The sequence below is a fragment of the Azospirillum sp. TSH64 genome, from assembly GCF_003116035.1.
GTDB lineage: Bacteria > Pseudomonadota > Alphaproteobacteria > Azospirillales > Azospirillaceae > Azospirillum.
In genome coordinates, this window is record NZ_LGQW01000015.1 from 6311499 (window position 1) to 6329799 (window position 18301).

Below are 18301 nucleotides of genomic sequence, written 5' to 3' on the forward strand. Positions count from 1 at the left end.
GCGGTCCGATCCGGGCGCCGGCCTTCAGCCACCGAGCGGCATGGGGGCCGCCAGCACGCCGTCCGGTCCGGGTTCCATGCGCAGCAGCGTGGCCGGCCGCTCGCCTTCCATGAAGATGGCGCTCGCCGGACCGAAGAAGTGGATGGTCTGCTCCGGTGTGCAGGTCGGAAGAAAGACACGCGTCACGCGCGGATCGTAGAAGCGGAAATAGACCACCCGTCCGTCAGGCAGCCGCGCCATGGTCAGATGGCGCAGATGGCTCCGCACCTCGGTCAGCCCGGCATCCGTCTTCAGCAGGATGCCCCAATGCCGGTCCCAGCCTTCGCCGAGGAACCAGCGCGTGAAGGGGGACTCCGGGATGAGTTCCGCCAGATAGGGGGCTGCCTCGGCCAACTCGGGCTCCAGCTCTCCCCGGTAGAGGCAGATGGACGGCACCCCGTGCCGGTCCAGCATGGGCAGCAGCGCCGGGCAGCCGGCGCCGTCGATCACGGCATAGACCGGCAATTGATCGGCGAACAGCGTGCCCGCCAGAGTCCGAAGCGCCTGTTCCGTGATCATCGCGAGCCTCCGCCGTCCATGGCCGCCGCTTTGCGGCCCGCCTCGCACTGTTCGCAGAAGGGTGTGCCGTTGTCGTAGGCGTCCTTCAACTGCTTGGCGACCGGATGCGAGCTGAGCGCCAGCTTCGGCGGCGTGTATTTGGGTTTCGGCTCGACGGCCGTGGCGCTGCCGTGGCTGTCGGACGCCGCGGCTTTCGGCAGTTTCGGCATGTCCGGATGGGCGCCGGCACCGGACCCCGCCGACCCGCCGCTGTTGATCAACACCATCGCGCCACTGATGGTGACCCCGGACGGGCCGATGGTGATGAAGCTGCCGGACGCCTTGATGGTGACGGACACCCCGGCTTCCAGCACCAGATTCATGCCGGCCTTCAGGTGGATTTCCATGCCCGACTGCATGGCGGCGTTCTGCGCGATCTTCTGGTGCAGATCGTGTTCGACGGTCAGCGACACGGTGCCGGTGACCTTCTCGTTCCGGTCGCCCTCGACCGTCAGGTGCTTGTCGGCGTCGACCCGTTCGACCTGGTTCCCGCCGACGATCAGGTGCCGGTCCCGGCCGATCCGTTCCAGCTTGTCGTTCCGGACATGGTTGTCCTGGTTGCGCTGGGCGTGGATCAGGATCTGCTCCTCGCCCGCCTTGTCCTCGAAGCGCAGCTCGTTGGCGCCCGATCCCTTCACCGTGCTGGTGCGCACGCCCGACTGCGTCGCCTTGGCGGGCAGTTCGTAGGGCGGCATGGCGTCGCCGTTGTAGAGGCTGCCGGTGACGACCGGGCGGTTGGGGTCGCCGTCCAGGAAATCGACGATCACCTCCTGGCCGATGCGCGGCAGGAACTGCGCACCCCAGCGCTTGCCCGCCCAGCTCTGCGCCACGCGGATCCAGCAGGAGCTGGTCTCGTCCGCCTTGCCGGTGCGGTCCCAATGGAATCGCACCTTGATGCGGCCGTACTTGTCGGTCCAGATCTCCTCGCCGCTCTTGCCGCTGACGATGGCCGTCTGCGGCCCGCGCATCACCGGAAGGGGGGTTTCGCGCGGCGGCCGGAACTGCTCCTGGCTGTTCAGCACGGTGAAGCGGCAGCGGTACGGCTCCTGCGCGGCCGCGGAGTCGCTGCCGCCCTCGAACTCGTCGGACACGATCTCCGACACGGTGGACAGCACCAGATACTCGCGGTTCCGGTCGTCGATCGGGTGGTGCGTCAGCGAGAAGAGCTGGCCGCAGCGCAGGTCCCGGACCGTCGTCGCCGCCTCCACCGTCTCATGGCGGCACTGGATCTCCTCCAGCCGCATGCGGGCGTAGACCGGCCCCATGCCGCTGCGCTGGCCGGTCTTCATGTAGGCCATGTCGGCCGGATACTCGAACACCTCCATGCCCGACAGCGCGTGCGGGCGCGCCATGGACAGTCCGGTGCGCAGCATCGCTTTCGGCCGCTCGAAGTCGAAGTCGTCCACGGTGCAGGCCCCGCTCAGCACGTGCCGACCGACAGTCCAGGCGTCGACGGACGGCACGCTTTCGCGGTGGCGCGCCTCGGGATTGTAGCGCAGCCGGTCGGTCGGGGTCAGGTGGTCGTGTGCCCCGACCCCGTCGCCGAGCACCAGCGTATGGTTCCCGTTCCGGTGCGTGAAGTAATAATAGATGCCTTCGTGCTCCAGCAGCCGGCTGATGAAGGCGAAGTCGCTCTCCTGATACTGGACGCAGTATTCCCAGGGCTGATAGCTGCCGGACAGGCGGTCCTTGATGTCGGTGAAGCCATGCTCGCGCAGCACGGCCTTCACGATGTCCGGAACCGTCTTGTCCTGGAAGATGCGGCAGTCGCGGTTGCGGGTGAGGAACCACAGCCACGGCCGCAGCACCGCCCGGTAGAGGCCGTGCCGCCCGGCCGATCCGACATGGGAGAAGGCCGTTACGAAGCCGTTGAAATGGCGCTCCCCGGTGTCGAGCTTGAGCCGCACCGTCATGTTCTGGCCGAGCATGCTGTCGAAGTCGATCTTCGGGCGCGCGGTCAGAAGATCGATGTCGAAGCGGAACAGCGTGCTGATCTCCTCGACCGCGGTCATGCGGCGGAAGACCAGCACGTCCTCTCCCAGATGCGAGGAGACGGCGATGTCGCGGTAGGCCTGCGTCAGCATTCCAGTTCACGCCTCCGATGCCGGGGTCCGGCGGCTCCCGGCTCAGCCGAAGTCATAGGAGAAGTCCTGTTCCGTCACCCCGACATGGATGCGCGGCACGGTGCCGCCCCCCAGCATGCGTTCCAGCATGGCGTTGCTGACGGTCGGCAGCACCGTGTTGGTGAGGATCGCGTCGATCATGCGGCCGCCGCTCTCCAGCTCGCCGCACCGGCTGGCGATCAGCGTCACCACCGCGTCGTCGTAGGTGAAGGGGATGCGGTGCGTCGCCTGGACGCGCTTCTGGATGCGGCCCAATTGCAGGCGGATGATGTTGCCGATCATCTCGTCGCTGAGCGGATAGTAGGGAATCGTCACGATGCGCCCGAGCAGGGCGGCCGGAAACACCTTCAGCAACGGTTCGCGCAACGCCTTGGCGACGGCTTCCGGCTCCGGCAGCAGTTCCGGATCCCGGCACATGTTCATGATGAGGTCGCTGCCGACGTTGGACGTCAGCAGGATCAGCGTGTTCTTGAAGTCGATCAGCCGGCCCTCGCCATCCTCCATGATGCCCTTGTCGAACACCTGGAAGAAGATCTCGTGCACGTCGGGGTGGGCCTTTTCGACCTCGTCCAGCAGAACGACGCTGTAGGGCTTGCGCCGCACCGCCTCGGTCAGCACGCCGCCCTCGCCATAGCCGACATAGCCCGGAGGGGCGCCCTTCAGCGTCGAGACGGTGTGCGCCTCCTGGAACTCGCTCATGTTGATGGTGATGACGTTGTGCTCGCCGCCGTACAGCGTTTCGGCCAGCGCAAGCGCGGTCTCCGTCTTGCCGACGCCGCTGGGCCCGCACAGCATGAAGACGCCGACCGGCTTGTTCGGGTTGTCGAGCTTGGCGCGCGAGGTCTGGATGCGCTTGGCGACCATCGCCAGCCCGTGTGACTGGCCGATGACACGCTGGTTCAGCGTGTCGGCGAGCTTCAGGACCGTTTCGATCTCGTTCTTGACCATGCGGCCCACGGGGATGCCGGTCCAGTCGCCGACGACCGAGGCCACCGCCTGTTCGTCCACCGTCGGAAGGATCAGCGGCGCGTCGCCCTGAAGCTCGTCCAGCTCCGCCTGCCGGGCCCGCAGGTCGGCCACGAGGCCGGCGCGCTCCGCATCGGTCAGCGCCTGCTGCGCCGTCTCCGCCGCGGCGGCGCGGGCCTCCAGGTCGGAGCCGGTGCCCTCGATGGCCGCGCCGCCGCTGCGCAGACGGCCGCGCAGGGCCAGGATGCGGTCGACCAGCGCCTTCTCGCTCTGCCAGCGGGCCTCGAGCCCGGTCAGGCGGCCGGTCTCGGCGGCCAGCCTTTCCTCCGCCTCTGCGGCGCGGCGCACCGTGTCGATGCCGACCGCAGACTCCCTGGCGATGATCGCCAGTTCCGTGCGCAGCGCTTCGATGCGGCGGCGGCTGTCGTCCACCTCGGCCGGGACGGCATGCTGGCTGATGGCGACGCGGGCGGCGGCCGTGTCGATCAGGCTGACCGCCTTGTCCGGAAGCTGGCGCGCGGGGATGTAGCGGTGCGACAGCCGCACCGCCGCCTCCAGCGCCTCGTCGAGGATCTGCACCTTGTGATGCTTCTCCAGGGTGGAGGACAGGCCGCGCATCATCAGGATGGCCTTCTCCTCGCTCGGCTCGTCCACCTGCACGGTCTGGAAGCGGCGGGTCAGTGCCGGATCCTTCTCGAAATACTTCTTGTATTCGGCCCAGGTGGTGGCGGCGACCGTGCGCAGGTTGCCGCGGGCCAGCGCCGGCTTCAGCAGGTTGGCGGCGTCGCCGGTCCCGGCGGCTCCGCCGGCACCGATCAGGGTGTGCGCCTCGTCGATGAAGAGGATGATCGGCTTGGGCGACGACTGCACCTCTTCGATCACTTGGCGCAGGCGGTTCTCGAACTCGCCCTTCATGCTGGCGCCGGCCTGGAGCAGGCCGACGTCGAGCGTGCGCAGCGTCACGTCGCGCAGCGGCGGCGGGACGTCGCCGGCGGCGATGCGGAGCGCGAAGCCCTCGACCACGGCGGTCTTGCCGACGCCGGCCTCGCCGGTGAGGATCGGGTTGTTCTGGCGGCGGCGCATCAGGATGTCGACGATCTGGCGGATTTCGTCGTCACGGCCGACGATGGGGTCGATCTCGCCCTTGCGCGCCTTCTCCGTGAGATCGACGGAAAATCTCGCCAGCGCCTCCTGCTTGCCCATCGCCGCCGGGGGCATGGCACCGCTCGCCTCGCCGGGCGCGGCCCCGCCGAAATCGGCGCCGTCCGCCTGGGCGTCCTCCGGCGAACCGGCCGTGAGGGCGGTGAACTCCTCCACCAGCGTGTCCAGCCTGACCTTGGCGAACTCGCGCGACAGGGAGGGCAGGGCGTTGCGCAGGCCGGGCGTCTGCAGCATGCCGATCACAAGGTGGCCGGTCGTCACGCGCGGCGCCTTGAACATCAGCGAGGCGGCGACCCAGCCACGCTCGGTCGCTTCCTCGATCTGCGGGGACAGGTCGCTGATCGCCGTGGCGCCGCGCGGCAGGCGGTCCAGCGCCTCGACCACGTCCCGTGCCAGCCGCGACGGGTCGAGGTCGAAACGGCGGATCGCCCGGTGCAGGTCGCTGTCGGGTAGCTGGAGGATCTGGTGGATCCAGTGCGCCAACTCGACATAGGGGTTCCCGCGCATCTTGCAGAACACGGTCGCGCTTTCGATGGCGCGGTAGGCCACCGGGTTGAGCTTGCCGAACAGCGAAACGCGGCTAATCCCTGCCATGGTCACACTCCTGGAAACGGTCGGGCGCACCCGTGGCGGGGCGCGTGGCGAATGGGTCGAGAACGAGATCGTCGGCGTCGCGCGCGGTGCCTTGGGCATCGGCGGGGCGCGGCCCCAGCCAGCAGGTCCAGCCCAGCCGGTTCTGCCCGCCGAGCCGGAAGGGCGGCACCTCGGGCGCGCGCAGCACGAGCTGGACATCCCAGGCGAATTCGTCGCCGGCATAGCCGCGCACCAGCGCGACCAGCCGATCCAGGCTCGGCCCGCCCGGCAGCATGCGCGCGTAGTCGTCCATGCCCATCGGGCCGAGCCGGATGCGGAAACGGTGCTGCGCATCCACGACCCGCGCCCCCAGCGTCAGCCCCTCTCCCAGGGTCGGTCCGGCGCCGGCGGTCACCGACATGGGGTCGCCGCCCAGACGCCAGCGGCATTCCGGCGGCAGGTCCATCCAGGCCCGGACGAACTCCTGCACCGTCGCCCCGATGGCGAAGAAGCTGGCGATCATGGCGCACAGCCCTTCGGGGTTGCGGGCCTGCCCCACCAGCCGGCCGGCGAAATGGAGCCTCACGCCGTCGGGCAGCGCGTCCCGGTCGCGCAGCGACGGCAGTCCCAGCCCGATCAGGGACGCCAGATAGGTTGCGAATGGATCGCTGTCGGGGCGGTCGTGGCTGACGGTCGGCTCGGCATCCGCCCAGGCGCGGTAGAACAGCGACATCAGCCGGTGGTGGAAGAGGTCGGCGAACCGCGCCAGCGTGTCGTCGCCGTGATAGCGCCGCCGCTCCAGCAGCTGGTCGGTGATGTGAAGGGGCATCGGGCCGTTGGGCCCGAACATGCCGAAACCATAGGCCAGAAGCCGGTCCGGCCTGCCGTCGCCGCCGGCGACGGCGGCCAGCGTGGCCGGCGCGAAGCCCATCGTCGGCTGCTGCCCCAGCCGCACCGGCTCCTCGGCCGCGCGGCTCCTGGGCCGGCCCAGCCGCGGGGCCTGCGGATTGGAGCATTCGATCAGGCGCAAGGCGTGGAACAGGCCGAATGCGTGCGGCTCGGCCCGTATCGCCTCGAGCGGATCTACAGCAGCTCGCGGCGGCCGATCCGGGCTGGCCATCGCATCACCTCTCCGCGGTCAAGGCTGTGGATCACTGTTTCGGTGAAGCTGTTCAGCGACACGTATTTGGCGAAGAATTCCTCCAGCACGGCGCCCAGCAGAAAGATGCCGCTGCCGTCGAACGCATGCTCGTCGAAGGTTACCGACACCTCCAGCCCGCGCGCATGCACGATGTGGCCTCGCCCGGGGACACGCCGCACGATGGGCGTCGTCCGGACATGCCGGACGCCGTCCACCTGCTTGGCGGCGGATGCCTCCTCCCGGTCGGTGTAGAGCTTCAGCAGGTCCCGGAGCGCCTGGGAACCCCGTTCCGGGTCGCTGTCGGCCAGGGACAGGTAGTTCAGCGACAGGTGGCTGATCAGCCGCCAGGCGGTGACCCCCTCGGCGTTGGAGGGGCGCGGCTTCGACGGGCCGGCGACGCAGCGGATGGACTCCACCGGGGCGCCCTGGTCCATGGTGAAGTCGGTGTTCAGCTGTCCGAACGACGCGTGCAGCGGCAGGTCGCGGTTGGTGCACAGCGTCATGATGCCGAGCTGGCGCAAATCGTGGCCGTAGGGGGCCTCCTCGCCGTCCACCAGCGAGACGAAGGCCTCCGACCCGATGTAGCTCGACCGCGGCCCGACGCGTCTCTGCTTGGCCGACAGCACCCGCGGCTGCCGGGACAGCGCATAGAAGGCGTGGTCCGACCCGGCGGCATGCTGGTCGCGTGCGGCGTAGAAGGGCTTGAACTCCTGCGCAACCTCCGTCCCGGCGCCATAGCCGGCCACCGACAGCACCGAATGCACCTCGAAGTCGAGCGGGCGGGTGCGGTCTGGAACGATGTGGTGCTCGGTGTCGCGGGTGTTCAGGTGGATGCGGTCGGCGCGCTTCGGGAACAGGTTGACGGCGGGCGCACAGAAAAGCTGGATGTTCTGCTGGTCGATCACGCCGTCCAGCTGCGGGTTGGCGCGGCTGAACAGGATGACGATCTCCAGCTCATCACCGGTGCAGCGGCGGACCGCGCGGGACAGATCGCGCAGCTCGACGAACTGGAAGCGCGCCGGGAAGCTGAAATACTCGTGCAGAAGCCGGTATCCGTCGAAGGAGCGCGGCGAGGTGGGCAGCAGCGCCTCCCGCTCCGAAAAGCCGCAGCGTGCCAGGCTGGCGGCGGGGCGGATTTCCTGCCAGGACGCCGGGCGTTGCGCCGGGCGGATCGCCATGCCGAGGCCGGCGCCGAGGATCTGCTCGCACAGGGCGACCGGCAGGCCGCCGGCGCCAGACAGGAACAGCGGCAGCCGGTCGAGCGCCAGCTTGTCGAAGGTCAGGCCGGCCGTCGTCTTCAGGCGCAGGCGCAGGCCGGCGCGCACGCCCCGGACCTCCGGCACATCGAGCGCCGCGACCGCACCGGAGGTCGGCAGATACTCGGCACGGATCAGTTCGATCGGCCACAGAGTCACGTCGTGGCCGGTCCGGTATTCACAGGCGGTGTTCCGCCCCTTGCCGGCCACGCTGCGCAGCACGGTGTCGCCACGCGGGATCAGGAAGCCCGACGCCAGCCCGCCCTCGCTCAGATCCGGCTGGAACCGCACCACCGCCATCGACGGCGTCGGCGCCAGATAATGCGGGTAGACCACCTCCAGCAGATGGTTGATGAAGCGCGGGAACTGCGCCTCCATCTTGATCTGCACGCGCGCGGTCAGGAAGGCGAAGGCCTCCAGCATGCGTTCGACATAGGGGTCGGCGCACTCGAACTTTTCCAGCGCCAGCCGCCCGGCGATCTTCGGAAACTCCTCGGCGAACTCCGCCCCCACTTCGCGCAGGTGGCGCAGTTCGTCGTCGTAATAGCGCAGCAGCTGCGGGTGCATCATCGGAAGCCCGCAGTGTCGGAGACATTCACCACGCCCACCTCCAGGTCCACCTCGGTGCGCAGGAAAATCCGGATCGGCACCGGCTGGGCCCACAGCTCGCCTTCGATGTCGAAGGTCAGGGCGCGGCTGTTGTGCTGCTCTCCCTGCCGGATCAGCTTGACGTTCAGGGTGTTGGGCAGGATGCGCGGTTCAAAGCGACGGATGGCGTCGAACATCCGCCGTTCCAGGTCGGGAAGCTCCACGCCGATGCTGGACAGGCCGGCCAGCGGTGGCATGCCGTAATTCAGCACCGAGCGGGCGATCTCCGGATGATTCTCTTCGTCCAGTTCGGCGCCCAGATTGCTGGCGTTCAGAAGCCAGGCCAGATCGCGCATCACGCTCTCGCGCAGCCGGCGCAGCGACAGGACCCGCCGTTCGCGCGATTCCTGCCGCTGCGCCGGTTCATCGTCGAACAGGCGGTCGAGCAGCGATGGCTGAAGCTTTTCCTGGACCGTCAGTTCAGCCATGATGGTCTTCGGCCATCGCGTCTCCACCGTCCTCCGCGGTCGCCGGCCCGCCCGCATCCAGGCCGATGGCCAGGTCGATGGCCAGATCGATGCGGCGGACGTCCATCAGCGCGTGTTCTCCGGCGTCGGTCGCCAGCATGCGCTGGCCCAGCCCCGTGTAGAGGCCGCCGGGCGTCTCCACCCAGTCCGTGCGCCGGGCAAGCCGCAGAAGGGGATCGGCGCTCTCGGCGCTGCCGGGATAGCGCGTCGGAACGAGCGCCACGATCTCGCCGCCGTTGGCGAGGGTCAGCGTAACCGCCGTCCACACCAGATCGCGCAGATCCGTCGGGGGTTCGACGTCGATGCTGCGGATGCGGTGCAGGGGAATCCAGCAGTAGCGGTCTTTGACGACGGCCTCCAGAACCGGTCCCAGCCGCTGGTCGCCGTCGGCGATCCAGGAAAAGGGCGTGCCGTCGATGGTGCCGGCGGTGGCCGGCGCCTCGTCCAGCGCCTTCACCCGCAGCGCCGCGGCCTCTTCGGTCTTTCCCAACCCGTCCAGACGCAACGCCTCGATCAGCAGGGCGATCCAGTTCTCCGGCTTTCCCAGGACGATGGGGGTTTCCCGTCCGGCGAAGATGCGGGCCCGCAACGGCTCGCAGGGAAGCGCCTCCCGATAGGTGCCGACCATCAAGGCGGTTTCGGCGGTCATGTCGCCCGCGACGGCGAGCTGGTTGAGCGAGCGGTCCCAGTCGCCGCAGATCGCGAACAGCTGGAACAGCAGGATGCGCGGCTTCGCGGACGCGGGGTCTTTGCGCACCAGGGTCTTGGCCTGCTCCAAGGCCTTGGCGAGGTCGCCGTCCTTCAGGCTCTGGCGGACATCCGCGCCAGGTTCCATACCGCCCATCGTCGCCACCCGATCCGTTTCGTCAGTCCCTCGCCGCCGGGAGAGGCGATGGGGCGCCTCTCCCGGCGAATGGGATCAGAGCTTCTTGTTTTCCTTGACGCTCCAGCCGGCGTCCTTGAACGCCTCCATGCTGCCGTCCTGCTTCTGCTTGGCGTAAGACACCTTGATGGTCGAGAAGCCGAGCGTGACCTCTTCCAGCGGCTGGTGTTCCGGGCCGTTCGGGTCGCCGACCGTGCTGAAGCTCTGGACGAGCACGTCGGTCAGCAGGACCTTCAGGAAATCGCGCTGCTCGCCGCCGGCTTTGCGGACGATCAGGGTCGCCTGCTTGATGTGCTGGCCGTTGGCGCAGTAGAGGAACAGCAGGTGGGTGGCGCTGTCTGTGTGCTTCAGGAACTTCAGTGCCGAGAAATCCGCCTTGCCCGCGCCGCCGCCGCTGTTGTGCGCGAAGGTGCCGGACTGGGCGACGCCGAAGGAGAAGCTGCGGACGGCGATCTTGTCCTTGTACTTGGCGTCCAGCGATTCGCCGGGAATGCCGTCGATGTCAATGAAAACGTCATAAGCCATGTTTCAAGCTCCAATGGGTTGGTTGTAAAGCAACGACCAGGATTGGTCGGGACCGGGTTGAGCCGGGCGGCGGTGCGCCGACGGAACGGGGCGCACCGCCTTCGGCGTCAGGCCCCCCGACCCGACGGCAGCTTCGACACCAGCCGCAGCGACACGGTCAGGCCTTCAAGCTGGTAATGCGGGCGCAGGAAGAATTTCGAGGTGTAGTAGCCGGGATTGCCGTCGACCTCCTCGACCACCACCTCGGCGGCGGCCAGCGGCTTTTCGGCCTTGGTGGTCTCGCTGGAGTTGGCCGGGTCGCCATCCACGTACTGGATGATCCACTCGCTCAGCCACTGCTCCGTTTCCTTGCGGCTCTTGAAGGAGCCGACCTTGTCGCGGACGATGCACTTCAGGTAATGGGCGAAGCGGCAGGTCGCGAACAGATAGGGCAGGCGGGCCGCCAGATTGGCGTTTGCCGTGGCGTCGGGGTCGTCGTATTCGGCCGGCTTGTGCAGCGACTGCGCGCCGATGAAGGCGGCGAAGTCGGTGTTCTTCTTGTGCACCAGCGGCATGAAGCCGTTCTTCGCCAGTTCCGCCTCGCGGCGGTCGCTGATGGCGATTTCCGTGGGGCACTTCATGTCCACGCCGCCGTCGTCGGTCGGGAAGCTGTGGACCGGCAGGCCCTCGACCGCGCCGCCGGATTCGATGCCGCGGATGCGCGACACCCAGCCGTAGGTCTTGAAGGAGCGGTTGATGTTGGCCGCCATGGCATAGGCGGAATTCGACCAGGTGTATTTCCCGTGATCGGCCCCCTCGGCGTCCTCTTCGAAGTTGAACTCCTCGACCGGGTTGGTCTTGGCGCCGTAGGGCAGGCGCGACAGGAAGCGCGGCATGGCGAGGCCGATGTAGCGCGAATCCTCGCTCTCCCGCAGCGAACGCCAGCCGGCATATTCGGGGGTCTGGAAGATCTTGGTCAGGTCGCGCGGGTTGCTCAGCTCCTGCCAGCTGTCCATCTGCAGGACGGCCGGGGACACGCCGGCGATGAAGGGCGCATGGGCGGCGGCGGCGACCTGCGCCATCTGCCCCAGCAGCTCGACGTCCGGCGGGCTGTGATCGAAATGATAGTCGCCGACCAGGCAGCCGTAGGGCTGTCCGCCCAGCTGCCCGAACTCCTCCTCGTACAGCTTCTTGAAGATCGGGCTCTGGTCCCAGGAGGTGCCCTTGAACCGCTTCAGGGTCTTGCCCACCTCCTTTTTGGAGATGTTCATGACACGGATTTTCAGCATCTCGTCGGTTTCGGTGTTGTTGACGAGATAGTGAAGGCCGCGCCAGGAGCCTTCCAGGGACTGGAAATCCTTGTGGTGCAGGATATGGTTGACCTGCTCGGTCAGCTTCTTGTCGATCTCGGCGATGATCGCCTGGATCGTGCCGGCGGCGTCGCCCGACAGGACCGTGGCCGAACGCAGGGCCTCCTCGGCGAGGGTGCGGACGGCGTTCTGAACCTCGCTCCGCGCATTGTCGGAGCGCGGCTTGAATTCCTTCTGGAGAAGGGAGGAGAACTCATCGAGTTCCGCAACGCCGATGGACGTCTGGCCCTGGTGCAGAATGCTGGACTCGGTCATGGGATCAGCCTTCCGACGAGGTTTCGGTGGTCGTGTCGACGGACTGGAGGGCGGGCTTGGGAGCGGACGCCAGGGACTTCAGCAGCGCAGGGTCGCTCAGCGTCTTCTGGATCAGCTCCTCGGCGCCGGCCTTGCCGTCCATGTAGGTCAGCAGGTTGGACAGCTGCGTGCGCGCCTCCAGCAGCTTGCGCAACGGCTCGACCTTGCGGGCGATCTCCGCCGGCGAGAAGTCGTCCATGCTTTCGAAGGTGATGTCGACGCTGAGGTTGCCCTCGCCGGTCAGCGAGTTCGGCACCTGCAGGGCAACGCGCGGCTTCATGGCCTTCAGGCGCTCGTTGAAATTGTCGACGTCGATTTCGAGGAACTTGCGTTCTGCGACATTTTGCAGCGGTTCGGCGGGGGTGCCGCTCAGATCGGCCATCACGCCCATGACGAACGGCAACTGCACCTTCTTCTGGGCGCCGTACAGTTCGACGTCATATTCGATCTGGACGCGCGGAGCACGGTTGCGGGCGATGAATTTCTGACTGCTTTGTGTCGCCATACCTCGGTTCCTCTCCAAGTCCTCTGCCGATCAGGCGCGAGACGGTCGCGGGGGGCGCGAAACGCTCCGCCGGACGGCCACGGTCAGTCGTCGCGGCGGATGCCGCTGATGGTTTCGAATTGGCCGACCCCGTCCGGAGTCAGGTCGCGGAGCAAATCCATGAAATTCAGACCGACCAGGCGGCGCGCCCGCTGCAGGATCTGCGGCACCGGGCTGGATGGCTCGTTCTTCGCGTAGTAGTCGCAAATCCTGTCGAGCGTCTTCACCACGTCCTCGTTCGACGCGATGATGCCGGGGGCGCCCGGCCGCACCGCGGCGACGGCAACGGCCGCAGGCACGCCGGTGGGCGCATCCTCTCCGGCCGACGAACCCGTCCCCCCTTCCGCCCGGCTGTCCGCCCGTCCGTCCGCCTGGGCTTCCCCGCCGCCGGTCGCCCGCGCCGTCAAGCGGGCGTTCAGGAGTGCCGACGCTTCGCGCAGCACGCTGGCGATGGCCGACAGATCCACGGCGTTGGACGCGCCGACCTGATCGGTCACGTACATCTCGATGCGGCGGATGCGGTCGTAGCTGCGCTTCGCCGCCTCCGCCGTCGCCCGCAGGTCGTCGATGGCGCATTCCTGAAAGGCCGCGTCGACCAGCGACGTGTCGGTGCCTTCCGGCGGGTTGGCGGCGCTTGCCGCGACCACCTGCCGCAAGGTGAACCGTCCGGCCGTCCTTGCCGAGACGACGATGCTTTCGCGCACGGCGCGCAGCATCGTCTCGTGGTGGGCAAGTCCGGCGACGATGTTGACCCGCATGGTCGGGTCGTCGTCGTCGTCCGGGTCCAATTGGGGGTGGAGCGTTGGCCAGTACCGTTCCAGCAGGCCGTGGAAGACATCGAGCCCCTGCGCCAGTCCCGGCAGCCCGTGCAGGCCGAGCAGGGCGCGGCACAGATGCAGGGCGACGCGAATATCCTTGGTGCGCCCGAACAGTCCGGTCGTCAGGGCAAGAACCTCCCGCCATTCCGGGGGAACCGCGGGCTGGACGACGTCGCCGAGCTGCCGCTCCGGCTGTCCCTCGGCTTTCTTTTCGAGCTCGGTGAACGCCGGGTCGTATTCGCAGTTCTCGCCTTCGGGCTTCGCGGCGGCAATTTCCCGAAGCATCGCCTCGACGTCAACGAATGCGGTCTCCAAGACCTTCTCCATGCACTTAAGGGTGCAGCATCAGGAGTCTCAGAACGCCCCTGAGGGGTTCTCGGGACCGACCGTCCGCCGATAAACGTTCGTATGCGATATCCTTTATCGAAAAAACGGAACGCGCTGACATCTGTATGGATTTTTCCGGCCTAAATTGGCGAGTTGTTTTCCACATATACGTTTAATTAGATAATACCACTGGCGCATAGGTGTCAATATCGTCTATAAATTCAATCTAATTTCGCATAATGCCGCGCCGCCGGGCGGCCGAAATCCGAATCCATACAAGCACCAAGCGAGACCGGACCGCGCGCTCATGCTCACTCTGCGTATCACCAAGGGTCGGTTGTGCGGGGCCGTGCGCACTCTGAAGCGCACGGGTCTGATCGTGGGCCGGGGCAGCGCCTGCGACTGGATCCTTCCGGACGTCGAATGCATTCTGTCCAACCAGCATTTCAGGATTTCCTGGGTCGACGGGCAGTATGTGCTCACCGACACCAGTTCGAACGGCGTCTACCACAATGGCGCCGGGCACCCGATCGGCCGGGGCGGCTCGGTCGCACTGGCCGATGGTGATTCGCTGGTGCTGGGCGATTATGAAATGGCCGTGTCGGTCGGACAGGCGGCGGACCCCGTCGCGGTTTCCCCCTGGGACGAGGCCGTGTTCCAGGATTCGCTCGACAGCCCCTTCTATCCCGGCGGCGAGGCGGAGCCGTTTTCCGGCTTGCGGACGCCCGGCCCTCCTCCCGCCCCTCCTCCCGCGGCGACCCAGCCCGACCACGTCCCGTTGGATCGGTCGTACTTCCAGCCGCCGAACCCGATCGAGGCGCTGCCGGACGACTGGCTCGAAAGCCTGGGAATTCCACAGCAGCCGTCTTCGGGCAAACCGGAGGCCGCGCCGCTTCCGTTCGGATTCGACGAGTTCGACCCCGAAGCCCTGCAGCGGGATGCCGCGGCGCAACCGGCACCCTCCGCCCCGGCCTCCATGGCCGATGCCGACCGCCCGGCCTTCCCCCCGACGCCGGTCCCCCTGACGCCGGTGCCCCCGATGCCGGTTTCGCAGACGCCGTTGTCTCCGGCCTCACCGCCCCCGGTTGCGCCGCCGGCTGGACCGGATCCGGACCAGCCCGCTCGCCCGGCCGCTCCGCCTCCTGTGCCCGCGGCACCTCCTGCCGCGGGAGACGCCCGGGCGGTTGACGGGGCGCTTCTCGCCGCCTTCCTGGACGGGGCCGGGCTTCCGCCTGCGGCGTTTTCCGGGACCGACCCCGTCGCCGCCATGCGTCTGGCCGGCGGCATCTATCGGCAGATGGTCGAGGGGCTGGCCGGCCTGCTCGCCGTCCGCGCCAGCCTGAAGAACGAGTTCCGCATCGACCGCACCGTCATCGGCGTACGCAACAACAACCCGCTGAAATTCTCGCCGGATCCGGCATCGACCGCGCAGCAGCTCCTGGAGGCGCCGCGGCCGGGATTCATGCCCGGCGACGCTGCCGTCCGCGAAGGGTTCCGCGACCTTCAGCAGCATGAGCTTGCGACCAGCGTGGGCATGCATTCGGCGCTTTCGGCGCTGCTGCGGCGCTTCGATCCGGCGACGCTGAAGGAGCGGCTCGACCGCCAGTCGCTGCTGGCCAGCATTCTTCCGGCGGCCCGCCGGGCGCGCTACTGGGAGCTTTACGAGGGACTCTACAAGCAGATCGTCGCCGAGGCGGAGGACGACTTCCAATCGCTGTTCGGACGGGAGTTCGCCCAAGCCTACGAGCGGCAGGTCCGGAGCCTGTCCACGCCGGAGGACCCGCCGCCCGGGACGGCGTGACCGTGCGCGCCCCGGCAAGGCGGCCTCAACCAATGCACCCGTTCAGCGGAGTCGAAGCGTATGTCGTGGGATAACAGGGTCGTCTGGTCCGAGGGCATGTTCGTCCTGCCCCAGCATTTCCAGCAGGCCGACCGCTATGTCGAACGTCTGGTTCGCGCGCGGGTCGCGGCGTTGCGGAGCTTTCCGTGGGGGGTGACCGGGCTGGAGATCAACCGGAACCTGCTGGCCACCGGCCAGTTCGCGGTAACCCGGTGCAGCGGCGTGCTGGAGGACGGAACCCCCTTCTCCATTCCCGACGACGCATTCCCGCCGCCGGCCCTCGACGTGCCGGAAAACACGCGGGACTGCATAATCTACCTGACCCTGCCCATCGTCCATCCCGGCGGGGTTGAGGTGGAGCTGGACGACGTCGCCCAGACCGTCGCCCGCTACAGCGCCCTGGAGGTGGAGGTCGGCGACAGCGTCGGCAGCGCCGGCGGCTCCAAGGCACGGCTGCATCTCGGCCGCCTGCGTCTGCGTTACGCGCTGGAAACCGATCCGCGCGCCGACACCGTCAGCATCGGGCTGGCCCGCATCGTCGAGGTCCGCCCGGACCGGTCGGTCGTGCTCGACGACCGCTACATCCCGCCCAGCCTGACGGCCGCCGCCTCGCCGGTTCTGACCGGCTTTCTGACCGAACTCCATGGGCTGCTGCGCCAGCGTGCGGTGGCGCTGGCCGGCCGCGTGTCCGAATCCGGCGTGAAGGGGGTGGCGGAGTTCGCCGACTACCTGCTCCTGCTGGTGCTCAACCGCTACGAGCCGGTTCTCGCCCATCTGGCCCAGATCGGCGCCATCCATCCGGAGGACTTCTTCCGGACCTGCGTGCAGATCGCCGGGGAACTGGCGAGCATCTTCGCGAAAAGCCGGCGTCCGCCGGAGTTTCCGGTCTACCGCCACGACGATCTGCAGAAGAGCTTCGCTCCGGTGATGAGCGAATTGCGTCACGCGCTGACCATGATGATCGATTCGGCGGCGACGCCGCTGATGCTCCAGCAAACCAAGTTCGGCATCTGGTACGCGCCTTTGACCGACCGGACGATGCTGTCCAACACCAGCTTCGTGCTGGCGGTGAAGTCCGCGGCCGCGGTGGAGACGTTGCGGGCCACCTTTCCCGGACAGGTCAAGATCGGACCGGGCGACCAGATCCGCGACCTCATCACGTCGGCCTCGCGCGGGATCCACATCCGCGCGCTTCCCGTGGCGCCGCGGCAAATCCCCTACCACGCCGGCAAGGTCTATTTCGAGTTCGAGCGGAACGGGCCGCAATGGGATGCCATGCGCTCCTCCGGGGGATTCGCCATCCACATCGCCGGTGACTTTCCGAACATCGAAATGGATCTGTGGGCAATTCGCGAGGTGACGTCGTGAGCGGAGACGATCCTTTCAACCCGTCCGACCGGACCGTCATCCGCCCGACTCCCGGAGGCCGCCGTCCGGCTGCTCCGCAGGAGGCGTCGGCCTCCGGCTGGCCGCCGCAGCCCACCCCCTCGGGCTCCCCCTCTCCGGACGCGGCGGCACCGGTCCAGGCCGGGCAGGCGCGGGCGGCGGAGGTAAATCGCGGAGCGGTCCCAGGGGTTGGCGGACCGGTCGTGGCGACGGCGACCGGAATCCTTCTGATGGTTTGCAAGGTGCGCACGATGCTCGCCGCGCCGGACGTCGAGCGGCTGCACGGCCTGATGATCGAGGAAATCCGGAAGTTCGAGCAGCGGCTGCGCGCCATCGGCCTGCCCGGCGATCTGGTGCGCCACGCCCATTACGTGGTGTGCGCCACGGTGGACGACCTCGTGCTGAACACGCCGTGGGGCGGCAGCAGCCTGTGGGCGCGGCAGGGCATGGTGGGCACCTTCCACCGCGAGACGGTGGGCGGCGAGCGGTTCTTCGACAACCTCGCCCAGCTGAAGGCCTCGCCCGGCCGCAATGCCGGCGTCCTGGAACTCATGTATCTGTGCCTCAGCCTCGGCTTCCAGGGGCACATGCGTATCACGCCGCGCGGCGGCGAAGAGATCGCCCGCCTGCGCGAGGACCTGTACCGCCTGCTGCGGCGCGAGGGAACGGAGGACGGGCTGTCCCCGCATTGGATGGGGGTCCGCGAGCCGGCGCGCCGGCTGTCGACCATCATCCCCCTGTGGGTGATCGGTGCTGCGGCCGGCGCGCTGCTTCTGCTCGCCTATGTCGGCTTCAGCTTCGCGCTGAACGGTGCCTCGGACAGCCTGTTCGGCCGCCTGGCCGAGCTGCCGCAGCGCGGCATCGTTCTGGTCGCCCGGCCGCCCCTGCCGCCGGCTCCGGTTCCGGTCCAGCTCCAGCAGGCGCCGCGCATCAAGAAGTTCCTGGAGCGCGAGATCGCCGAAGGGCTGGTCACCGTGGAGGAGACGATGGACAGCATCATCGTTCGCATCCGCAACCGCGGCCTGTTCGCCTCCGCCAGCACCACGGTGGAGGCCCCCTTCCTGCCGACCATCGACCGGATCGCCCAGGCGCTGGAAGGCGAGAAGGGCAAGGTCACCATCATCGGGCACACCGACAACCAGCCGATCCGCTCCGTCCGCTTCCCGTCGAACTGGAGCCTGTCGGTGGCCCGTGCGGATGCCGTCGCGGCGCTGATCGGCCGGTCCCTGACCGACAAGACCCGGGTCAGGACCGTCGGCAAGGCGGATTCCGATCCGGTCGCCGGGAACGACACGCCGGAGGGCCGGGAGCAGAACCGCCGCATCGACGTGGTGCTCGGCAAGGGGGACGGACCATGACCGGCCTCCGTCGCCCGACCAGTTTCCCTTCCCTCCACCCTCGCC

General features: G+C 68.0%; 14 protein-coding genes. 3 read left to right on the forward strand and 11 right to left on the reverse strand.

The annotated features are described in order from the left end of the window. Window positions 1-24: 24 nt before the first annotated feature. From TSH64_RS29935 to tssA, 11 genes are all read right to left on the reverse strand, one after another. A complete protein-coding gene (locus TSH64_RS29935) occupies window positions 25-558 on the reverse strand; it encodes a DUF4123 domain-containing protein (RefSeq protein WP_109450637.1) in 534 nt (177 codons plus the stop codon). Continuing rightward, window positions 555-2681, reverse strand: coding sequence for a type VI secretion system tip protein VgrG (locus TSH64_RS29940; RefSeq protein ID WP_109450639.1), 2127 nt, complete (start codon window positions 2679-2681; stop codon window positions 555-557). Before TSH64_RS29940 ends, TSH64_RS29935 begins: the two co-directional genes overlap by 4 nt. A gap of 42 nt (window positions 2682-2723) precedes the next feature. Then, window positions 2724-5441: a type VI secretion system ATPase TssH gene (gene tssH, locus TSH64_RS29945; protein ID WP_109450641.1), complete on the reverse strand. Its 2718-nt coding sequence runs from the start codon at window positions 5439-5441 to the stop codon at window positions 2724-2726. After that, window positions 5428-6540, reverse strand: coding sequence for a type VI secretion system baseplate subunit TssG (gene tssG / locus TSH64_RS29950; RefSeq protein ID WP_109450643.1), 1113 nt, complete (start codon window positions 6538-6540; stop codon window positions 5428-5430). The genes tssH and tssG overlap by 14 nt, the downstream gene beginning before the upstream one ends. Next, window positions 6504-8387, reverse strand: a complete 1884-nt coding sequence (gene tssF / locus TSH64_RS29955) for a type VI secretion system baseplate subunit TssF (protein WP_199237697.1) — start codon at window positions 8385-8387, stop codon at window positions 6504-6506. Before tssF ends, tssG begins: the two co-directional genes overlap by 37 nt. After that, window positions 8384-8893: a type VI secretion system baseplate subunit TssE gene (tssE, locus tag TSH64_RS29960; RefSeq protein WP_109450645.1), complete on the reverse strand. Its 510-nt coding sequence runs from the start codon at window positions 8891-8893 to the stop codon at window positions 8384-8386. Before tssE ends, tssF begins: the two co-directional genes overlap by 4 nt. Beyond that, window positions 8886-9767 carry a type VI secretion system accessory protein TagJ gene (locus TSH64_RS29965; protein ID WP_109450647.1) on the reverse strand — a complete coding sequence of 294 codons (882 nt, stop codon included), beginning with the start codon at window positions 9765-9767 and terminating at the stop codon, window positions 8886-8888. Before TSH64_RS29965 ends, tssE begins: the two co-directional genes overlap by 8 nt. Before the next feature lie 84 nt (window positions 9768-9851). Beyond that, window positions 9852-10340, reverse strand: coding sequence for a type VI secretion system tube protein Hcp (locus tag TSH64_RS29970; protein WP_109450649.1), 489 nt, complete (start codon window positions 10338-10340; stop codon window positions 9852-9854). Between the two features lie 107 nt (window positions 10341-10447). After that, window positions 10448-11944, reverse strand: coding sequence for a type VI secretion system contractile sheath large subunit (gene tssC / locus TSH64_RS29975; RefSeq protein ID WP_109450651.1), 1497 nt, complete (start codon window positions 11942-11944; stop codon window positions 10448-10450). A gap of 4 nt (window positions 11945-11948) precedes the next feature. Further along, a complete protein-coding gene (tssB, locus tag TSH64_RS29980) occupies window positions 11949-12488 on the reverse strand; it encodes a type VI secretion system contractile sheath small subunit (RefSeq protein WP_109450653.1) in 540 nt (179 codons plus the stop codon). Window positions 12489-12571: 83 nt separating this feature from the next. Then, window positions 12572-13660 (reverse strand): type VI secretion system protein TssA, encoded by a 1089-nt coding sequence (gene tssA / locus TSH64_RS29985; protein ID WP_158285432.1) that lies wholly within the window; start codon window positions 13658-13660, stop codon window positions 12572-12574. Window positions 13661-13979: 319 nt separating this feature from the next. On the opposite strand from tssA, the gene tagH reads away from it, so the two are divergent. Genes tagH through tssL form a run of 3 tightly spaced genes read left to right on the forward strand, consistent with a single transcriptional unit; the run spans window position 13980 to window position 18256 of the window. Continuing rightward, window positions 13980-15473, forward strand: coding sequence for a type VI secretion system-associated FHA domain protein TagH (tagH, locus tag TSH64_RS29990; RefSeq protein WP_109450657.1), 1494 nt, complete (start codon window positions 13980-13982; stop codon window positions 15471-15473). Window positions 15474-15533: 60 nt separating this feature from the next. After that, window positions 15534-16880, forward strand: coding sequence for a type VI secretion system baseplate subunit TssK (tssK, locus tag TSH64_RS29995; protein WP_109450659.1), 1347 nt, complete (start codon window positions 15534-15536; stop codon window positions 16878-16880). Continuing rightward, complete coding sequence (gene tssL / locus TSH64_RS30000) at window positions 16877-18256, forward strand: type VI secretion system protein TssL, long form (RefSeq protein ID WP_146208083.1); 1380 nt, start codon at window positions 16877-16879, stop codon at window positions 18254-18256. Before tssK ends, tssL begins: the two co-directional genes overlap by 4 nt. Window positions 18257-18301: the final 45 nt, after the last annotated feature.